This window comes from Citrobacter sp. wls829, from assembly GCF_005280825.1.
In the GTDB taxonomy this organism is placed as follows: Bacteria; Pseudomonadota; Gammaproteobacteria; order Enterobacterales; family Enterobacteriaceae; genus Citrobacter; species Citrobacter gillenii.
This window is the reverse complement of the sequence record NZ_SZWP01000004.1, coordinates 98,744-118,346: the sequence shown is the minus strand read 5'-3', so window position 1 is coordinate 118,346 and position 19,603 is coordinate 98,744. Positions and strand designations below refer to the sequence as shown.

Annotated in this window: 10 protein-coding genes; 8 read left to right on the top strand and 2 right to left on the bottom strand. The window is 56.7% G+C overall.

Going from position 1 to position 19,603, the window contains the following annotated elements; genetic code table 11:
- Window positions 1-6 precede the first annotated feature (6 nt).
- The 3 genes from nirB to FDW88_RS00680 all read left to right on the top strand — a co-directional run bounded on the left by nirB (window position 7) and on the right by FDW88_RS00680 (window position 8,160).
- A complete protein-coding gene (gene nirB / locus FDW88_RS00690) occupies window positions 7-4,074 on the top strand; it encodes a nitrite reductase large subunit NirB (protein WP_137361817.1) in 4,068 nt (1,355 codons plus the stop codon).
- A complete protein-coding gene (locus tag FDW88_RS00685; protein WP_137361816.1) occupies window positions 4,071-6,671 on the top strand; it encodes a nitrate reductase in 2,601 nt (866 codons plus the stop codon). Before nirB ends, FDW88_RS00685 begins: the two co-directional genes overlap by 4 nt.
- Window positions 6,672-6,774: 103 nt before the next feature.
- On the top strand, window positions 6,775-8,160 hold the full coding sequence (locus FDW88_RS00680; RefSeq protein ID WP_137361815.1) for a YchO/YchP family invasin: 1,386 nt from the start codon (window positions 6,775-6,777) through the stop codon (window positions 8,158-8,160).
- A gap of 19 nt (window positions 8,161-8,179) precedes the next feature.
- Here FDW88_RS00680 and narL read toward each other — a convergent pair whose 3' ends face one another.
- Together narL and narX are read right to left on the bottom strand one after the other, a co-directional pair.
- A complete protein-coding gene (gene narL, locus FDW88_RS00675; RefSeq protein ID WP_003020756.1) occupies window positions 8,180-8,830 on the bottom strand; it encodes a two-component system response regulator NarL in 651 nt (216 codons plus the stop codon).
- Window positions 8,823-10,619 (bottom strand): nitrate/nitrite two-component system sensor histidine kinase NarX, encoded by a 1,797-nt coding sequence (narX, locus tag FDW88_RS00670; RefSeq protein WP_117342901.1) that lies wholly within the window; start codon window positions 10,617-10,619, stop codon window positions 8,823-8,825. The genes narL and narX overlap by 8 nt, the downstream gene beginning before the upstream one ends.
- 339 nt (window positions 10,620-10,958) lie before the next feature.
- Between narX and FDW88_RS00665 the strand changes: the two genes are divergently transcribed.
- The 5 genes from FDW88_RS00665 (at window position 10,959) to narI (ending at window position 19,528) form a co-directional block, all read left to right on the top strand.
- The gene (locus FDW88_RS00665; protein ID WP_115258300.1) at window positions 10,959-12,350 is read left to right on the top strand and encodes a NarK family nitrate/nitrite MFS transporter; all 1,392 of its coding nucleotides are present in this window, start codon (window positions 10,959-10,961) and stop codon (window positions 12,348-12,350) included.
- A gap of 515 nt (window positions 12,351-12,865) precedes the next feature.
- The gene (locus FDW88_RS00660) at window positions 12,866-16,609 is read left to right on the top strand and encodes a nitrate reductase subunit alpha (RefSeq protein WP_096756785.1); all 3,744 of its coding nucleotides are present in this window, start codon (window positions 12,866-12,868) and stop codon (window positions 16,607-16,609) included.
- Window positions 16,606-18,144 (top strand): nitrate reductase subunit beta, encoded by a 1,539-nt coding sequence (gene narH / locus FDW88_RS00655; RefSeq protein WP_096756786.1) that lies wholly within the window; start codon window positions 16,606-16,608, stop codon window positions 18,142-18,144. The genes FDW88_RS00660 and narH overlap by 4 nt, the downstream gene beginning before the upstream one ends.
- Complete coding sequence (narJ, locus tag FDW88_RS00650) at window positions 18,141-18,851, top strand: nitrate reductase molybdenum cofactor assembly chaperone (RefSeq protein WP_137361814.1); 711 nt, start codon at window positions 18,141-18,143, stop codon at window positions 18,849-18,851. The genes narH and narJ overlap by 4 nt, the downstream gene beginning before the upstream one ends.
- Complete coding sequence (gene narI, locus FDW88_RS00645; RefSeq protein ID WP_115258301.1) at window positions 18,851-19,528, top strand: respiratory nitrate reductase subunit gamma; 678 nt, start codon at window positions 18,851-18,853, stop codon at window positions 19,526-19,528. The genes narJ and narI overlap by 1 nt, the downstream gene beginning before the upstream one ends.
- Window positions 19,529-19,603: the final 75 nt, after the last annotated feature.

The window sequence follows — 19,603 nt, the reverse complement described above, 5'->3', positions numbered from 1 at the left end:
GGCGATATGACGCAACGACTGGTCATTGTGGGGCACGGCATGGCGGCGACGCGCCTGACCGAGGCGCTGCTGGCGTACAAGTGCAGCGACATCGCGATCACGCTTATCGGTGAGGAACCGCAGCTGGCCTATAACCGCATCCAGCTATCACCGGTGCTGGGTGGGGAGAAGACGTTTGCCCACACGCTACTTCATCCGCGCCAGTGGTATACCGACCACGGCGTCACGGTGCTGAGCGGGGAACGCGTGCTGGCCGTTGATGCGACTCGCCGCCGGCTGACGACCTGCACGCGCATCCTTGAGTGGGATGAGCTGGTTTTTGCCACCGGCTCGGTGCCGTTTATTCCGCCAATTCCCGGCGGTGAACAGGCGCATGTGCACGCGTTTCGCACGATGGCGGATGTGGAGGCCATCTTGCAACGACCGGGCCCGGTGGTGGTGCTTGGCGGCGGCGTACTCGGCGTGGAGGCGGCGGCAGCGCTACGGCTAAATTGTGACAACGTCACGTTAATTCATCGCGCCGAACGCCTGATGGAGCACCAGCTGGATCGGCAGGCCAGCGATCTGTTGCAGGCCCAACTGACAGCGCGCGGTATTCGCTGCGTACTCAATTCCGGGATTACGTGCATTGAAGGAGATCGCGTCACATTGCTGGATGGCGAGCAGTTGGCCGCGCAGCGGGTGGTGATGGCGACCGGCGTCAAACCCAATATCCACCTGGCGCAGCAGAGCGGTGTGAGCTGCCAACGGGGGATCGTGGTGGACGCACAACTGCGTACCACCGTCGCAGGCATCAGCGCGGTGGGCGAGTGTTGTGAAATTAACGGCCAGACCTGGGGGCTGGTGGCACCGTGCCTGCAGCAGGCCGAGGTGCTGGCTGCACGCCTGGCAGGCCAGAACGGCGAGGGATTTCGTTGGCAGGATCGCGGCACGCGCCTGAAGGTGACGGGAATCGAACTGTTCAGCGCTGGGGTAACGGACGCCGAATCCACGGATACCGCGTTGAGTAGCTGGGATCCGCTCAGCGGACACTACCGTCGTTTGCTGATTCGCGACGGAAAACTCCATGGCGTGCTGTTAATGGGCAATTGCCGCAGCGCTGCGCCGCTCACCGACTTGCTGGATGCACACGCGCCGGCAAATTCCGCCTGGCTATTTGACCGCTTTGATACGCAGCCACCGGCTGCAGGACTGATAACGATGACAAAACCGACGCTGGCTGTTGTGGGACACGGTATGGTTGGCCACCATTTTCTCGAGCAATGCGTAAGCCGCAACCTGCATATGCAGTATCACATCGTGGTGTTCGGCGAAGAACGTTATGCCGCCTATGATCGGGTACATCTTTCCGAGTATTTCGCCGGGCGCAGCGCGCAGTCGCTGTCACTGGTGGACGAGGACTTCTTTGCGCGTCACGGTATCGAGCTGCGTCTTGCGCAGTGTGTTACGCAAATCGACCGTGAAGCTCGGGTTATCCGTACCGCCAGCGGCCATGAAACCCACTGGGATGCGCTGGTGCTGGCCACCGGATCGTACCCGTTTGTGCCGCCGGTAAAAGGCGGTGATTCCGCGGATTGTTTTGTTTACCGTACGCTCGACGATCTCGATGCCATTGCGGAAAAAGCGAAAAATGCCCGGCGTGGGGTGGTGATTGGCGGTGGGCTGCTTGGGCTGGAGGCGGCCAATGCGCTGCGCCAGCTTGGACTGGAAACCCATGTCGTTGAATTCGCCGCGAACCTGATGGCGGTGCAACTGGATAATGCCGGCGCCGCTATGCTGCGCGAAAAAATTGAGGCGCTGGGGGTGGGGGTGCATACCGCAAAATCCACCCGCGAAATTGAGCGTACGCCAGACGGCCTGGTGCTGCATTTTGCCGACGGAGAGCGGCTGGACACCGATCTGGTGGTGTTTTCCGCCGGTATTCGCCCGCAGGATACGCTGGCTCGCAGCAGTGGCTTACACCTCGGCGATCGCGGTGGAATAAGCATTGATAGCCACTGCCGCACGTCAGATGATGCCATTTACGCCATTGGCGAGTGCGCGCTGTGGGAAGGGCGGATATTTGGACTGGTGGCGCCGGGCTATCAGATGGCGCGCGTTGCCGCCGCGCGGCTGGCCGGGGAAGAGGCCAGTTTTGGCGGGGCGGACATGAGCACTAAGCTCAAGCTGCTCGGCGTTGATGTGGCGTCATTTGGTGATGCGCAGGCGCGCACGCCGGGGGCGCAAAGCTATCAGTGGACCCACGGCCCGCAGCAAATCTACAAGAAAATCGTCGTCAGCGCCGACGGCAAAACGCTGCTGGGCGGCGTGTTGGTGGGCGATGCCAGTGACTATGCCACGCTACTACAAATGATGTTGAACGGACTGGTGCTGCCCGCGCAGCCGGAATTGCTGATCCTGCCTGCCGTGGCGGGTAGCGCACCGAAAGTGCTTGGGGTGGCGGCACTCCCTGACGCCGCACAGATTTGTTCTTGTCATAACGTCAGCAAGGCCGATATCTGCCGGGCGGTCAGCGCTGGGGCGACGGATATCGGTGCAATAAAACAGTGTACCAAAGCGGCAACCGGCTGTGGCGGGTGCAGCGCACTGGTCAAACAGGTGATGGAGCATCAGCTGGCTGCGCAGGGTGTGGAGGTCAAAAAGGATATCTGTGAACACTTTCCCTGGTCGCGTCAGGAAATCTATCATCTGGTGCGGGTGAATCATATTCACACTTTCGAACAGTTGATTGCCCGCTATGGACACGGGCACGGCTGTGAAATTTGTAAACCGCTGGTGGGGTCGGTGCTGGCCTCCTGCTGGAATGAGTATCTGCTTAAACCTGCGCATCTGCCGTTGCAGGATACGAACGATCGCTATTTTGCCAACATTCAAAAAGACGGATCGTATTCGGTGGTCCCGCGCATGCCAGCGGGGGAAGTGACGCCGGATGGCCTGATTGCCATTGGTCAGATTGCTAAACGCTACCAGTTGTACAGCAAAATTACCGGCGGGCAGCGGGTTGATCTCTTCGGTGCGCGGCTTGAACAGTTGCCCGATATCTGGCGCGAGCTGGTCGAGGCGGGGTTTGAGACCGGGCACGCTTACGGGAAGTCGCTGCGTACGGTGAAGTCCTGTGTCGGCTCAACCTGGTGTCGCTACGGTGTTCAAGACTCAACCGGACTGGCGGTCACACTGGAGAATCGCTACAAGGGCCTGCGCGCACCGCACAAAATCAAAATGGCGGTTTCCGGCTGTACCCGCGAGTGTGCCGAAGCCCAAGGGAAAGATGTCGGCGTCATTGCCACGGATAAAGGCTGGAACCTCTATTTGTGCGGCAACGGCGGCATGAAGCCGCGCCATGCCGATCTGTTTGCCAGCGATCTGGATGATGCCATGCTGATTCAGACCATCGATCGTTTCCTGATGTTCTACATCCGCACCGCGGACCGCCTGCAGCGTACCAGTACCTGGATGGACAATCTCGAAGGCGGTATTGATTACCTGCGCGAGGTGATCATGGACGATAGCTTAGGTATTGCCAGCGAGTTGGAACAAGAGATGGCGCGGGTAGTGGAAAGCTACCAGTGCGAGTGGCAAACCACGCTCAGCAGTCCGCAACGTCTGGCGCTGTTTCGCTCTTACGTCAACAGCGATGCCCCGGATGACGCCATCGCGCGTCAAGCCTTACGCGGCCAGCCGCAGTTGGCCCCCCCTGTACGCCATGCTCGTGAGACATTGCCGGTGAAACCCTGGCAGGCGATCTGCCCGCTTGAGGCGATCCCGGAACAGGCAGGGATTGGTGCCCTACTGGGTGACCTGCAAATCGCACTCTTCCGTTTTGGTCAGTCGATTTATGCGCTGGATAATCGTGAACCCGGCAGTGACGCTCAGGTACTTTCGCGCGGCATTTTGGGGGATGTGGCCGGTGAGCCTGTTGTGATTTCGCCGCTGTATAAACAGCGCATTCGCCTGCGTGATGGTCGCCAGTATGACAGCGGCGAGCAGGCGGTACGCGCCTGGCCGGTGAAAGTGGTGGATGGAAACGTGTGGGTGGGCAATCAGGCATTGATTCTGCGCGCGGAGGCCTCATGAGTGAGATACGTACCACATGTCCCTACTGCGGCGTCGGCTGTGGGGTGATCGCCCAGGTGAGCGAAAAAGGCGTTAACGTCCGGGGCGATCCTGACCATCCGGCAAACTTTGGTCGCCTGTGCGTCAAAGGCGCGGCGCTGGCGGAAACCACCGGGCTGAGCGGCAGATTGTTACAGCCGACGGTTGACGGGGCGAAGGTTAGTTGGTCGCAGGCGCTGGAAACCGCAGGCACGCGTCTGCGCAGCATTATCGCCCAGCACGGCCCGCAGGCGGTGGCCTTTTACGCTTCCGGTCAGCTACTGACGGAAGATTACTACGCGGCCAACAAGCTGATGAAAGGTTTTATCGGTGCGGCCAATATCGATACCAACTCGCGGCTTTGCATGTCGTCGGCGGTGACCGGCTATAAGCGGGCGCTGGGTGCCGACGTGGTGCCCTGCAGCTATGAAGATATCGAGTGTAGCGATCTGGTGGTGCTGGTGGGATCGAATGCCGCGTGGACGCATCCAGTGCTGTACCAACGGCTGGTGCAGGCACGACAAACCAATCCATTGTTGAAGGTGGTGGTAATCGATCCCCGACGTACTGCCACCTGTGATATTGCGGATCTGCATCTGCCGCTGCTGCCTGGCAGCGACGGTGGGCTGTTTGTGGGTTTGCTCAACAGAATTGCCACCGACGGTGCAGCGCTGGGGGATTTTGACGGGGCAACGGAAACGCTGGCTATCGCGCGTGACTGGGACGTGGCGCGGGTGGCGGAGTTTTGTGGGCTGGAGGTGGCGGAAGTCACCGCGTTTTATGACGCGTTTATGCAGGCGCCAAAGGCCGTCACGCTGTACACCATGGGCATTAACCAGTCCGCCAGCGGCAGCGATAAATGCAATGCGATCATCAACGTCCACTTGGCCAGCGGTAAATACGCCCGCGCCGGGTGCGGGCCATTTTCGCTGACCGGACAGCCAAACGCGATGGGCGGTCGCGAGGTAGGCGGGCTGGCGACGCAGTTGGCAGCGCAGATGAGTTTTGACCCGCAGGACCTGTCGCGCGTGGCCCGCTTCTGGGGTGCTGAGCGGCTGGCGCAAACGCCGGGGTTGATGGCGGTCGAGCTGTTCGAGGCTATTGGCAACGGCAAGATTAAAGCGGTGTGGATCATGGGGACTAACCCGGCAGTATCGCTACCGGACAGCCATGCCGTGTGTCAGGCGCTGGCGGCCTGCCCGCTGGTCATTGTCTCCGAGGTGGTGGCCGACACCGATACCAGTCGCTATGCCCACATTCGCTTTCCGGCGCAGGCCTGGGGAGAGAAGAATGGTACGGTGACCAATTCAGAGCGGCGCATTTCTCGCCAGCGCGCCTTTTTGTCCTCTCCCGGTGAGGCGCGTGCAGACTGGTGGATTATCGCCCAGATGGCTAAACAGTTGGGGTATGCCGGGGCGTTTAGCTGGCAAAACGCGTGGGAGGTCTTCTGTGAACATGCGGCGCTTTCCGGTTTTGAAAATAATGGGGAACGCGCCTTTGATATTGGTGCCCTGGCCGATATGACGTACGCGCAGTGGGAAGACATGACCCCGGTTCGCTGGCCGGTCAGTCGACGTCTAGCGCCGCTAAACCTCTGGCAGGGCTGGCACGCGAACCAGCGTTTGCGGCTGGTGCCGGTCACGCCGCAGGGGATGACAACTGCCTGTGATGCGCTCTATCCGCTGGTGTTAAACAGCGGGCGTATCCGTGACCAGTGGCACACCATGACCCGCACCGGCACCGTTTCGCGCCTGATGCAGCACATCAGCGAACCGCTGGTCGAGGTGTCACCCGAGGACGCCGCACGATTTCAGCTGACCGGGGGGGCGCTGTGTCGTATCAGTTCCCCGCGCGGGCTGATGGTGGGCAGGGTGGCAATCCAGCCAGGTCAGCGGGCGGGCAGCGCGTTTACCTCGATGCACTGGAACAACAGCTTTGCCCGTCAGGGCCGGGTAAACGCGCTGGTCGCGCCGGTGTGCGATCCCCATTCCGGACAGCCAGAAAGTAAACAGACTGCGGTGCGTATCATGCCCTGGCAGCCGCAATGGCAGGGGGAGATGTTTAGTCGGCATCAATTAACACTGCCCGGTTTTGTCCATTGGTGGCGCAAAGCGGCGGACACGGTTTTTCGCTATACCCTGGCGGGTGACAGGGAATTCGCCAGCTGGCTATGCCAGTACTGCACGGCACAAGGCTGGCAAATCCAGCAGGCGCACTGGGGCCAGGGGCTGAATATCCTGGCCTGGCGGGAGGGGCAACTGATGCTGGGATTCTGGTCGGCGGCGACGCAGCCTGAGATTGACACCGTCACTATTCTCGCCGCGTTTGTGCGAGCGCCAGACAATGCTGAAATACGCCATGCGCTGCTGAGCGGCAAACCCGCAGGTATAGCGCCTGACGAGGGGGCGATAGTGTGCAGCTGTTTCAGCGTAGGTGAAACGGCGATCGTCCGGGCGATCACCGACGGTTGCCATTCGGTTCAGACGTTGGGGCAACAGCTGCGCTGCGGCAGCAACTGTGGGTCGTGCATCCCGGAGTTGCGTGCCTTACTGAAACAAACGGTAACGCTTAAAGAGTAAGGATATTCCTGAAAATTTGAGAAAAGGCTGCAAATTGCTGGCCTGAAAGGTATGGTTAACGGTCGAGAGACCTGATTTTAATGATGTAAAAGCCACCGACGATTTGAGCCGTTTTTTCAGTTGTACACGTAGTATCCTCCTACTCTTGCCGCTGGCAGGCGGTACTGCCAGCGCGCAGTCTTCGTTTATCCAGCAGGCCGCCAACCCGTTTGACAACAATCATGATGGCTTACCCGATCTTGGCATGGCAGCGGAGTCCCGGGCCGGTGAAAAGCATTTTGCCGAAATGGTCAAAGCGTTTGGCGAAGCCAGCATGACCGATAATGGTCTTGATACCGGTGAACAGGCGAAGCAGTTTGCGTTTGGCCAGGTGCGTGACACGGTCAGTGAGCAGGTGAATCAACAACTGGAGTCGTTGCTTTCTCCCTGGGGTAATGCCAGCGTTGGGCTACAGGTGGATAACGAGGGTCGCTTTACCGGCAGCCGGGGAAGCTGGTTTATTCCCTGGCAGGATAATCAACGCTACCTGACCTGGAGCCAGATGGGGATAACCCAGCAAGATGAGGGGCTGGTCAGTAATCTGGGCATCGGGCAGCGCTGGGTACGCAACGGCTGGTTGTTAGGTTACAACACCTTTTATGACACTCTGCTGGATGAAAACCTGCCGCGCGGTGGCGTGGGTGCCGAAGCGTGGGGCGAGTATCTGCGCTTATCTGCCAATTATTACCAGCCGTTCTCGTCCTGGCAGGAACGTTCTGCGACGCAGGTGCAGCGCATGGCGCGGGGATACGATCTTACTGCCCTGATGCGGGTCCCGTTTTATGAACATCTCAATACCAGCGTTAGCGTGGAGCAATACTTTGGCGACCAGGTCGATCTGTTTCATTCCGGAACCGGCTACCATAATCCGGTGGCGGTCAAGCTGGGGCTGAGCTACACGCCGGTGCCGCTGGTGACGGTGACCGCGCAGCATAAGCAGGGGGAAAGCGGGGTCAGCCAGAACAGCGTCGGCGTAAAGCTTAGCTATCGCTTTGGCGTGCCGTTAAAAAAACAGTTGATGGTCAGCGAGGTGGCTGGCAGTCAGTCCTTGCGCGGGAGTCGTTATGACTTACCACAGCGTAACAATCTGCCGACGATGGAATATCGCCAGCGCAAAACCCTGGCTGTGTTTCTGGCAACTCCGCCGTGGGATCTCACGCCTGGCGAGTCGGTAGCGCTGAAGCTGGAAGTGCGCAGTCAGCACGGTATTCGCCACCTGACGTGGCAGGGGGATACGCAAGCGCTGAGTTTGACGGCGGGAACAACTACCCGGAGTGCAGAAGGCTGGACGATTATTATGCCAAAGTGGGACAGCAGTGACGGGGCAACAAACCGCTGGCGGCTGTCGGTGGTGGTGGAAGACGAACAGGGTCAGCGTGTCTCTTCCAATGAGATCACGCTATCACTGACCGAACCGTTTAGCGCGGTGTCGGAAAATGATCCTCGTTAACGATAAGCAGCATTAAAAATTAGAAAATGCGTTCCTGATGCACCCATACCGCGGCTTCTACGCGTGATTTGAGCTTCATTTTCTTCAGCATATGCTTCACGTGGACTTTGACCGTGCTTTCGGTGATGTCCAGACGGCGGGCAATCATCTTGTTAGGCAGGCCCTGGGCAATCAGTTTCAGGATGTCGCGTTCGCGCGGCGTGAGCTGGGTGACATCGCGGTCTGAGGTGGCACGATTAGCACGCAGGCTGGCGGCCAGTACGGGTGTTAAAGCTTCGCTAAGCACCATTTCACCGGCGGCCGCTTGCTGTAATGCCTTCAGCAAATCTTCCGGTTCCATGTCTTTCAACAAATAACCATCCGCGCCGCGTTTCAGGGCGGTGACCACGTCTTCTTCATGATTGGAGACGCTGAATACGACGATGCGGCCGGACAGGGATTTTTCGCGCAGCTTATCGAGCGTTTCCAGACCGTTCATACCGGGCATATTGAGATCCAACAGGATCAGATCGGGATCAAGAGACTCAGCCAGCTCGATACCCTGCTCGCCATTACTGGCTTCGCCGACCACGGTAATATCGGGCGCCATGCTGACAAGCTGTTTTACACCGGTTCGCAACATCGGATGATCATCGATCAACAGGATGGTTGCCGGTTCCAGATTACTCATGGGTATCTCCTTGGACTTCTGTGAAGTTTGTTTCGGGAATGAAAGTGACAGCAACTTCAGTACCGCCAGTCTCGCGACGGCGTACACGGCAATCGCCGCGCAAGCTTTGCGCACGATCGCGCATAATAATCATGCCGTAGTGGTTACTGCGTTCGGCGTTTTCCGGTACGCCGCAGCCGTTATCTTGCACTGTCAGTTTGACCTGCTTGCCATTTTGCACCACCGTCACCACAACGTCATCGGCGTGAGAGTGTTTCAGGGCATTACTCAGGGCTTCACGGGCAATTTGCAACAGGTGAATAGCCTGGTGCGAAGGCACCAGACGCGGCGGCAGCTGGTAATCCAGCTTCACCGTAAAACCAAATCGGGCGCTGTATTCCAGGCAGCTGGCTTCCAGCGCTGGGCGCAATCCAGGCTCCGTTAACTGCAAACGGAAGGTGGTTAACAGCTCACGCAACTGCACCCAGGACGTGTTCAGTTCATTACGAATTTGACTCAACAGGTCGCGGCAGTTTTCCGGCAGCGCCTCGCCTTGCATTTGCAAACAGCTGACCTGCATCTTCATACAAGAAAGCGATTGTGCAATAGAATCATGCAGTTCACGTGCAATGGTGGCACGCTCTTCCATCACAATCAACTGCTGCTGACGCTCCTGCTGCCTGTCCAGCGCCAGCGTCGCGGTCAGTTGTTCAACCAGGGTATCAACCAGTTGCTGCTGGTCGTGGCTAAGATGACGTCCGTGCGGCAACGTGGCCAGCAGAATACCATACTGAGTATGCGCATCGGTCAGTCGCCATTTCAGTGTGATTCCGCCGTCAATGGCGGGCAGCGTGCCGCGCGGACACAGATGACACCCTTTTTCATCACAGCTGACGTTCGACTGACAGGTAAACTCCTGGTGATTATCTTCATCTTCCAGGTCGTACACCCGCAGTTCGATATCATGCAACAGCGTTAAATTTTGTAGCCCGTTGAGTACCGGGGAAAGACGTTCACACAGTGGTACCTGAGAGTGCAGACGGCGGTTGGCTTGCCACAGGAAGGAGAGGATCTGGTTTTTATGCTCCAGACCGGCGGTTTTCTCCTGCACCCGCTGTTCCAGTACCGCGTAACTTTCTGCCAGCTCTTCTGACATATTGTTCAGTGCCGATCCCAGGGCCGCCATTTCATTACGCCCGCTAATGCATGCGCGCTGGGTAAAATCACGTTGGCTGACGGCTCGCGCCATCGACAGCAGCTGTTTCCACGGTTCCAGCAGACGAACACGCAGCCAGATAATGGTGAAAACCAGCAGCAGTGCCATAAACACGGCCATCAGACGATGCAGCATCACCACGCGCTCAATACGCAATTCCGTGGTGTGGTCAAAGGCGGTCACCAGCTTATCCAGTCCTGCCACAAACTGCGTAACGTCCTCGGCAACGGCGTCCGCGTTTTGTGCATGTGATAGCCCTGGCGCCAGTTCGGTATGCCAGTAATCCTGTAACGCCTTCAGCTGTGCCTGTTGTCCGTCGCGCTTAGCGGCGCGCGTGAGTTCCGGGCTGAAGGCCGTTCTTTCCATCTCTTCCAGCAGCGGCTGGTCATTGGCATCCAGCGGAACCGCTGCCAGCAGACGATAGCTCTGCATACGCAGGGAGCCGGCTTTGTTAATCGCATGCGCGCTGCCCTGAACGCCCTGAACCAACCAGCCGGAGACGGCCATACCTGCCACGCCGATTGCGGTGGACAGTAAAACAATCAGCGCCACCTGGTTGACCAGCGTAAGCGGAGAGAGACAACGTTTTAACATGGTGACTTCTTCCTTCAGGATTTCGTTGTAGCGAAAACCTTATGAATGACGATGCTGCTGCAAGCAGTGGCGTTATTCTCAGCTATACACTGGAGTATACCCATACCTCAAACGGGCTACCCCTTAATTGCCACAGGTGGGAGAGATCCCCGGCTGCGGGGAGTAGGGGGCGACAGAAGCGTGAAAAACCACATCTTTTTTAGCGATGTTATGTACTCATTTGGGGTAATGATAAATTTTAAGCACTAATAATGACATCTTTTCCTTTGATTTATATCAACTTACCTCTCGCTGTAAACCCTAATGTTGCAGGCATCGAAACAAGTATCAGAGGTGTCTATGAGTCACTCATCTGCCCCGGAAAGGGCATCTGGATCTGTAATTACAGAATGGCGGCCGGAAGATCCCGCCTTTTGGCAACAAAGAGGTCATCGTATTGCCAGCCGCAACTTGTGGATTTCCGTCCCTTGTCTGCTGCTGGCATTTTGCGTATGGATGTTATTTAGCGCCGTAGCGGTGAACTTACCGAAGGTTGGCTTTGACTTTACCACCGAGCAGCTGTTCATGCTGACGGCATTACCGTCGGTTTCCGGTGCGCTGCTGCGTGTTCCGTACTCCTTTATGGTTCCTCTGTTTGGCGGACGTCGCTGGACGGCATTCAGCACCGGTATCCTGATTATTCCTTGCGTATGGTTAGGTTTTGCCGTGCAAGATACCACCACGCCGTTTAGCACGTTTATTATCATCTCTCTGCTGTGCGGTTTTGCCGGGGCAAACTTTGCTTCCAGCATGGCTAACATCAGTTTCTTCTTCCCGAAACAGAAACAGGGCGGTGCACTGGGGCTGAACGGCGGTCTGGGTAACATGGGCGTCAGCGTGATGCAGTTGCTTGCGCCGCTGGTGGTCTCCTTGTCTATCTTCGCGGCATTCGGTAGCCACGGCGTTGAACAACCGGATGGCACGCAACTGTATCTGGCCAACGCCGCGTGGATTTGGGTACCGTTCCTGGCGGTGCTGACGCTGGCTGCGTGGTTTGGTATGAACGAACTGGCAACCTCTAAAGCGTCACTGAAAGAGCAATTACCGGTGCTGAAACGCGGACATCTGTGGATTATGAGTCTGCTGTATCTGGCAACCTTCGGCTCCTTTATCGGCTTCTCTGCCGGTTTTGCCATGCTGTCAAAAACGCAGTTCCCTGAGGTGCAGATCCTGCATTACGCCTTCTTTGGTCCGCTGATTGGCGCCCTGGCTCGTTCTGCTGGTGGGGCAATTTCTGACCGACTGGGCGGGACGCGTGTGACGTTGGTGAACTTTGTCCTGATGGCCATTTTCAGCGCCTTGCTGTTCCTTACGCTGCCAACAAACGGTGAGGGTGGCAACTTTATCGCCTTCTTTGCGGTGTTCCTGGCGCTGTTCCTGACGGCTGGGTTGGGTAGTGGTTCTACCTTCCAGATGATCTCTGTGATCTTCCGTAAACTGACGATGGACCGAGTGAAAGCCGAAGGTGGCTCCGAAGAGAAAGCGATGCGTGAAGCGGCAACCGACACGGCGGCGGCACTGGGCTTTATCTCAGCTATCGGCGCGATTGGCGGCTTCTTTATTCCTAAAGCGTTTGGTACGTCGCTGGCGTTAACCGGTTCGCCGGTGGATGCGATGAAAGTGTTCCTGATCTTCTATGTCGCCTGCGTGGTCATCACTTGGGTGGTATACGGACGTCATTCTAAAAAATAAAAAAGTAATGTACACAAAATCACTCAAACTGCATCACGGCGGCAAGTGAGAAATCCCCAGGAGCATACTCAAGTCAGTGACTGGGGAGAACGAGCACAGCCAACGCGGAAGCAGTTTGAAGGATGACGTGTAGGTTGATTATCCTTTGCGCGGTGTTAGACCGTGCTTTTTTTTGTCTGTAATTAGTTACAACATACTTATTTGTCTACAGAGACTATCGTCTGTCAGAACGGTACACAGAAAGAGGCCTGCCAGGGGGGATACCCCTTAATACTCACTTGTAAAGAATTTAACATTTGTATGATGAGTTAATTTTAAAATCATATTTAAAATCAATTGATTACTGACTTTTACCTCATCCCACTTAAGGGGTATATAAAATTTAACCTCTCTTTCCCATCCCTGCCTGCCTTGATCGTTATCAATTCCCACGCGCTTTCATAGCGTTACCTTCATTCTCAATCAAGCAATGTCGATTTATCAGAGAGCCGTCAGGCTCCTACAGGAGACAACCGATGAGTAAATTCCTGGACCGGTTTCGCTACTTCAAGCAGAAGGGCGAAACCTTTGCCGATGGGCACGGCCAGCTTCTCAATACTAACCGGGACTGGGAGGATGGATACCGCCAGCGTTGGCAGCATGACAAAGTCGTGCGATCAACTCATGGGGTAAACTGCACTGGCTCATGCAGCTGGAAAATCTACGTGAAAAATGGTCTGGTGACCTGGGAGACCCAGCAAACCGACTACCCGCGCACCCGTCCAGACCTGCCAAACCACGAACCACGCGGCTGCCCGCGCGGTGCGAGCTACTCCTGGTATCTCTACAGCGCTAACCGCCTGAAATACCCGCTGATGCGTAAACGCCTGATGAAAATGTGGCGTGAAGCGAAAAGACTGCACAGCGATCCGGTAGATGCATGGGCATCCATCATCGAAGACGCCGATAAAGCAAAAAGCTTCAAGCAAGCGCGCGGTCGTGGTGGTTTTGTACGTTCTTCCTGGCAGGAAGTGAATGAGCTGATTGCCGCTTCTAACGTCTACACCGTCAAAACCTACGGCCCTGACCGCGTGGCAGGCTTCTCGCCGATCCCGGCAATGTCGATGGTTTCCTACGCCTCCGGTGCACGTTACTTGTCCCTGATTGGCGGTACCTGCCTGAGCTTCTACGACTGGTACTGTGACCTGCCGCCTGCGTCTCCGCAGACCTGGGGTGAGCAGACCGACGTTCCGGAATCTGCCGACTGGTACAACTCCAGCTACATCATCGCCTGGGGTTCAAACGTTCCGCAGACCCGTACCCCGGATGCCCACTTCTTCACTGAAGTTCGCTACAAAGGGACCAAAACGGTCGCGATCACCCCGGACTACGCCGAAATTGCCAAGCTGTGCGACCTGTGGCTGGCACCGAAGCAGGGCACCGATGCCGCGATGGCGCTGGCAATGGGCCACGTCATGCTGCGTGAGTTCCACCTTGATAACCCAAGCCAGTACTTCACCGACTATGTGCGTCGTTACACCGACTTCCCGATGCTGGTGATGCTCGAAGAGCGTGACGGTTACTATGCGGCGGGCCGTATGCTGCGCGCCGCCGATCTGGTCGATTCTTTGGGCCAGGAAAATAACCCAGAGTGGAAAACCGTTGCCGTCAATACCGACGGCGAGATGGTCGCGCCAAACGGTTCGATTGGTTTCCGCTGGGGCGAAAAAGGGAAGTGGAACCTTGAGCAGCGCGACGGCACGTCCGGTAAAGAAACCGAACTGCAGCTCAGCTTGCTGGGCAGCCAGGATGACATCGCTGAAGTCGGCTTCCCATACTTTGGCGGCGAAGGCACCGAGCACTTCAATAAAGTCGAACTGGAAAACGTTCTGCTGCACAAACTGCCGGTCAAACGCCTGCAACTGGCGGACGGTACTACCGCGCTGGTGACCACCGTTTATGACCTGACCATGGCGAACTACGGTCTGGAACGCGGTCTGAACGATGAAAACTGCGCCACCAGCTACGATGACATCAAAGCATATACCCCGGCATGGGCAGAAAAAATTACCGGTGTATCACGCGCTCAAATCGTGCGTATCGCCCGTGAATTTGCCGATAACGCTGACAAAACGCACGGTCGTTCAATGATCATCGTCGGTGCCGGTCTGAACCACTGGTATCACCTCGATATGAACTATCGCGGATTGATCAACATGCTGGTGTTCTGCGGCTGCGTTGGTCAGAGCGGCGGCGGTTGGGCGCACTATGTGGGTCAGGAAAAACTGCGTCCGCAGACCGGCTGGCAGCCGCTGGCGTTTGGCCTTGACTGGCAGCGTCCGGCACGTCACATGAACAGCACCTCCTACTTCTATAACCACTCCAGCCAGTGGCGTTATGAGACGGTAACTGCGCAGGAACTGCTGTCGCCGATGGCGGATAAGTCCCGCTATAGCGGTCATTTGATCGACTTTAACGTGCGCGCTGAACGTATGGGCTGGTTGCCATCTGCGCCGCAGTTGGGCACCAACCCGCTGTACATTGCCCGTGAGGCGGAAAAAGCCGGGATGACGCCGGTGGATTACACCGTGAAATCGCTGAAAGAGGGTTCTATTCGCTTTGCGGCAGAACAACCTGAAAACGGTAAAAACCATCCGCGTAATCTGTTCATCTGGCGTTCTAACCTGCTGGGCTCGTCCGGTAAAGGTCATGAGTACATGCTGAAGTATCTGCTGGGTACTGAACACGGTATTCAGGGGATGGATCTGGGCAAACAGGGTGGCGTGAAGCCAGAAGAAGTGGAATGGCAGGATAACGGTCTCGATGGCAAGCTGGATCTGGTGGTGACGCTGGACTTCCGTCTGTCGAGCACCTGTCTGTATTCCGATATCGTGTTGCCTACCGCCACCTGGTATGAAAAAGACGACATGAATACATCGGACATGCATCCGTTTATTCATCCGCTGTCTGCCGCTGTTGATCCGGCCTGGGAATCGAAAAGCGACTGGGAAATTTACAAAGCCATCGCCAAGAAATTCTCTGAAGTCTGCGTAGGTCACCTCGGTAAAGAAACCGACGTGGTGACGCTGCCTATCCAGCACGATTCCGCTGCCGAACTGGCGCAGCCGCTGGACGTGAAGGACTGGAAAAAAGGCGAATGCGATCTGATCCCAGGCGTTACTGCCCCGCACATCATGACCGTTGAGCGTGATTACCCAGCAACTTACGAACGCTTCACCTCCATCGGCCCACTGATGGATAAAGTCGGTAACGGCGGGAAAGGGATTGCCTGGAACACCCAGAGCGAAATGGACCTGCTGCGTAAGCTTAACTACACCAAGGCAGAAGGCCCGGCTAAAGGTCAGCCGATGCTGAATACGGCGATTGATGCCGCCGAGATGATCCTCACCCTGGCGCCGGAAACCAACGGTCAGGTGGCGGTGAAGGCCTGGGCTGCGCTGAGTGAATTTACCGGCCGTGACCATACGCATCTGGCACTGAATAAAGAAGACGAGAAAATCCGCTTCCGCGATATTCAGGCGCAGCCGCGTAAAATTATCTCCAGCCCGACCTGGTCTGGCCTGGAAGATGAGCATGTTTCTTACAACGCCGGTTACACCAACGTTCACGAGCTGATCCCATGGCGTACGCTGACCGGTCGTCAGCAGCTGTATCAGGATCATCAGTGGATGCGCGACTTCGGTGAAAGCCTGCTGGTTTATCGTCCGCCAATTGACACCCGTTCGGTGAAAGCCGTGATGGGCGAGAAATCCAACGGCAATCCGGAGAAAGCGCTCAACTTCCTGACGCCACACCAGAAGTGGGGTATCCACTCCACTTACAGCGACAACCTGCTGATGCTGACATTAGGCCGCGGCGGTCCGATCGTGTGGATGAGTGAAGCGGATGCGAAAGATCTGGGTATCGAAGATAACGACTGGATCGAAGTCTTTAACAGCAACGGTTCACTAACCGCCCGTGCGGTAGTCAGCCAGCGTGTCCCGGCCGGGATGACCATGATGTACCACGCCCAGGAACGTATTGTGAATATTCCAGGGTCGGAAATTACCGAACAGCGCGGTGGGATCCATAACTCGGTGACCCGTATTACGCCGAAACCGACGCACATGATTGGTGGTTATGCCCACCTGGCCTACGGCTTTAACTACTACGGCACCGTAGGGTCAAACCGTGATGAGTTCGTGGTGGTCCGTAAGATGAAGAACATTGACTGGTTGGATGGCGAAGGCAATGACCAGGTACAGGAGAGCGTAAAATGAAAATTCGTTCACAAGTCGGCATGGTGCTGAATCTCGATAAGTGCATCGGTTGCCACACCTGTTCAGTAACCTGCAAAAACGTCTGGACCAGCCGTGAAGGGACCGAGTACGCCTGGTTCAACAACGTTGAAACTAAGCCGGGCACCGGTTTCCCGACCGACTGGGAAAACCAGGAAAAATGGAAGGGCGGTTGGATCCGCAAGATCAACGGTAAGCTGGTGCCGCGCATGGGTAACAAAGCGCTGCTGCTGGGTAAAATTTTCGCTAACCCGCATCTGCCGGGTATCGATGATTACTACGAGCCGTTTGACTTCGATTACCAGACGCTGCACAACGCACCGGCTGACAGCAAAGCGCAGCCGATTGCACGTCCACGTTCGCTGATCACCGGCAAGCGTATGGACAAGATAACCAAAGGTCCGAACTGGGAAGACGACCTGGGCGGCGAGTTCGAGAAGCTGTCAAAAGACAAAAACTTCGAGAACATGCAGAAGGCGATGTACGGCCAGTTCGAAAATACCTTCATGATGTATTTGCCGCGTCTGTGCGAGCACTGCCTTAACCCGGCGTGCGTGGCGACCTGCCCAAGCGGTGCCATCTACAAGCGTGAAGAAGACGGCATCGTGCTGATCGACCAGGACAAGTGCCGCGGCTGGCGTATGTGTATTACCGGTTGCCCGTACAAGAAAATCTACTTCAACTGGAAGAGCGGTAAGTCAGAGAAGTGCATCTTCTGCTATCCGCGTATCGAAGCCGGTCAGCCGACCGTATGCTCCGAAACCTGCGTCGGACGTATTCGTTACCTCGGCGTACTGCTGTATGACGCTGACGCCATTGAAAGCGCGGCAAGCACCGAGAACGAGAAAGATCTGTACCAGCGTCAGCTGGACGTGTTCCTCGATCCGAATGACCCGGCGGTCATTGAGCAGGCACTGAAAGACGGTATTCCGCTGAGCGTGATCGACGCGGCTCAGCAGTCTCCGGTGTACAAAATGGCGATGGACTGGAAGCTGGCGCTGCCGTTGCACCCAGAATACCGCACGCTGCCAATGGTCTGGTATGTTCCGCCTTTGTCACCGATTCAGTCTGCGGCTGATGCGGGTGAGCTGGGCAGCAACGGTATTCTGCCGGACGTGGACAGCCTGCGTATTCCGGTTCAGTACCTGGCAAACCTGCTGACTGCAGGGGATACGCAGCCGGTGGTACTGGCGCTGAAGCGCATGCTGGCGATGCGTCACTTTAAACGTGCGGAAACCGTTGACGGTAAAGTCGACACCCGTGCGCTGGAAGAAGTTGGTCTGACTGAAGCGCAGGCGCAGGAAATGTACCGCTACCTGGCCATCGCGAACTACGAAGATCGTTTCGTGGTACCGAGCAGCCATCGTGAGCTGGCGCGTGAAGCGTTCCCGGAGAAAAGCAGTTGTGGCTTTACCTTCGGCGACGGTTGCCACGGTTCGGACACCAAATTCAATCTGTTCAACAGTCGCCGCATCGATGCTGTCGATGTGACCAGCAAAACGGAGCCGCACCAATGATTGAACTCGTCATTGTTTCGCGTCTGCTCGAGTACCCGGATGCTGCCTTATGGCAGCATCAGCAGGAACTTTTCGATGCACTCGCGTCATCTGAAAACCTGGACAAAGATGATGCCCAGACTCTGGGCGTCTTCCTGCGCGATTTAACCGCGCAGGACATGCTGGACGCACAGTCCCGCTACAGTGAACTGTTCGACCGTGGCCGTGCAACCTCGCTGCTGTTGTTTGAACATGTGCATGGTGAATCCCGCGACCGCGGTCAGGCGATGGTTGACCTGATGGCGCAGTACGAGCAGCACGGTTTACAGCTCGACAGCCGCGAATTACCGGACCATCTGCCGCTGTACCTGGAATATCTGGCGCAGTTGCCGAAGGAAGAGGCGCTGGGTGGTTTGCAGGATATCGCCCCGATTCTGGCCCTGCTCAGTGCGCGTCTGCAACAGCGTGAAAGTCGCTACGCCGTGCTGTTCGATCTGCTGTTGAAACTGGCGAATGCAGCTATCGATAGCGACAAAGTGGCGGAGAAAATTGCGGATGAAGTTCGCGATGATACTCCGCAGGCGCTGGACGCTGTCTGGGAAGAAGAGCAGGTGAAATTCTTTGCCGATCAGGGGTGCGGTGAATCTGAGATCTCCGCTCACCAGCGTCGTTTTGCCGGGGCCGTCACGCCGCAGTATCTGAATATCACCACCGGAGGACAGCAATAATGCACTTCCTGAATACGTTCTTCTTTGACATCTATCCGTACATTGCGGGTTCTGTCTTCCTGATTGGTAGCTGGCTGCGTTATGACTACGGGCAGTACACCTGGCGTGCGGCATCCAGTCAGATGCTGGATCGCAAAGGGATGAACATGGCGTCAAACCTGTTCCATATCGGGATCCTGGGTATTTTCGCCGGCCACTTCCTGGGGATGTTAACGCCGCACTGGATGTACGAAGCGTGGCTGCCGCTGGAAGTGAAACAGAAAATGGCCATGTTTGCAGGCGGTGCGTCCGGCGTGATGTGTCTGGTCGGTGGTGTATTGCTGCTCAAACGCCGTTTGTTCAGCCCACGCGTGCGTGCCACTACCACCGGCGCGGATATTCTGGTGCTGTCCGTTCTGGTTATCCAGTGTGCGCTGGGTCTGCTGACGATTCCGTTCTCCGCCCAGCATATGGACGGGAGTGAGATGATGAAGCTGGTCAACTGGGCACAGTCCGTGGTGACCTTCCACGGCGGCGCGTCCCAGTACTTGGACGGTGTGGCGTTTATCTTCCGTATGCACCTGGTGCTCGGTATGACGCTGTTCCTGCTGTTCCCGTTCTCGCGTCTGGTACACATCTGGAGCGTGCCGGTCGAGTATTTGACCCGCAAGTATCAGATTGTTCGCGCACGCCACTAATCGATTCTCTGCGTCATTGTAAACCCTGCTTCGGCGGGGTTTTTTTATGGCTGTTGCCGGGTGGTGGCGAATACG

Coding starts and splice junctions, on each gene's coding strand:
- nirB (WP_137361817.1), top strand. CDS start 7: ATGACGCAACGACTGGTCATTGTGGGGCACGGCATGGCGGCGACGCGC.
- FDW88_RS00685 (WP_137361816.1), top strand. CDS start 4,071: ATGAGTGAGATACGTACCACATGTCCCTACTGCGGCGTCGGCTGTGGG.
- narL (WP_003020756.1), bottom strand. CDS start 8,830: ATGAGTAATCTGGAACCGGCAACCATCCTGTTGATCGATGATCATCCG.
- narX (WP_117342901.1), bottom strand. CDS start 10,619: ATGTTAAAACGTTGTCTCTCTCCGCTTACGCTGGTCAACCAGGTGGCG.
- FDW88_RS00665 (WP_115258300.1), top strand. CDS start 10,959: ATGAGTCACTCATCTGCCCCGGAAAGGGCATCTGGATCTGTAATTACA.
- FDW88_RS00660 (WP_096756785.1), top strand. CDS start 12,866: ATGAGTAAATTCCTGGACCGGTTTCGCTACTTCAAGCAGAAGGGCGAA.
- narH (WP_096756786.1), top strand. CDS start 16,606: ATGAAAATTCGTTCACAAGTCGGCATGGTGCTGAATCTCGATAAGTGC.
- narJ (WP_137361814.1), top strand. CDS start 18,141: ATGATTGAACTCGTCATTGTTTCGCGTCTGCTCGAGTACCCGGATGCT.
- narI (WP_115258301.1), top strand. CDS start 18,851: ATGCACTTCCTGAATACGTTCTTCTTTGACATCTATCCGTACATTGCG.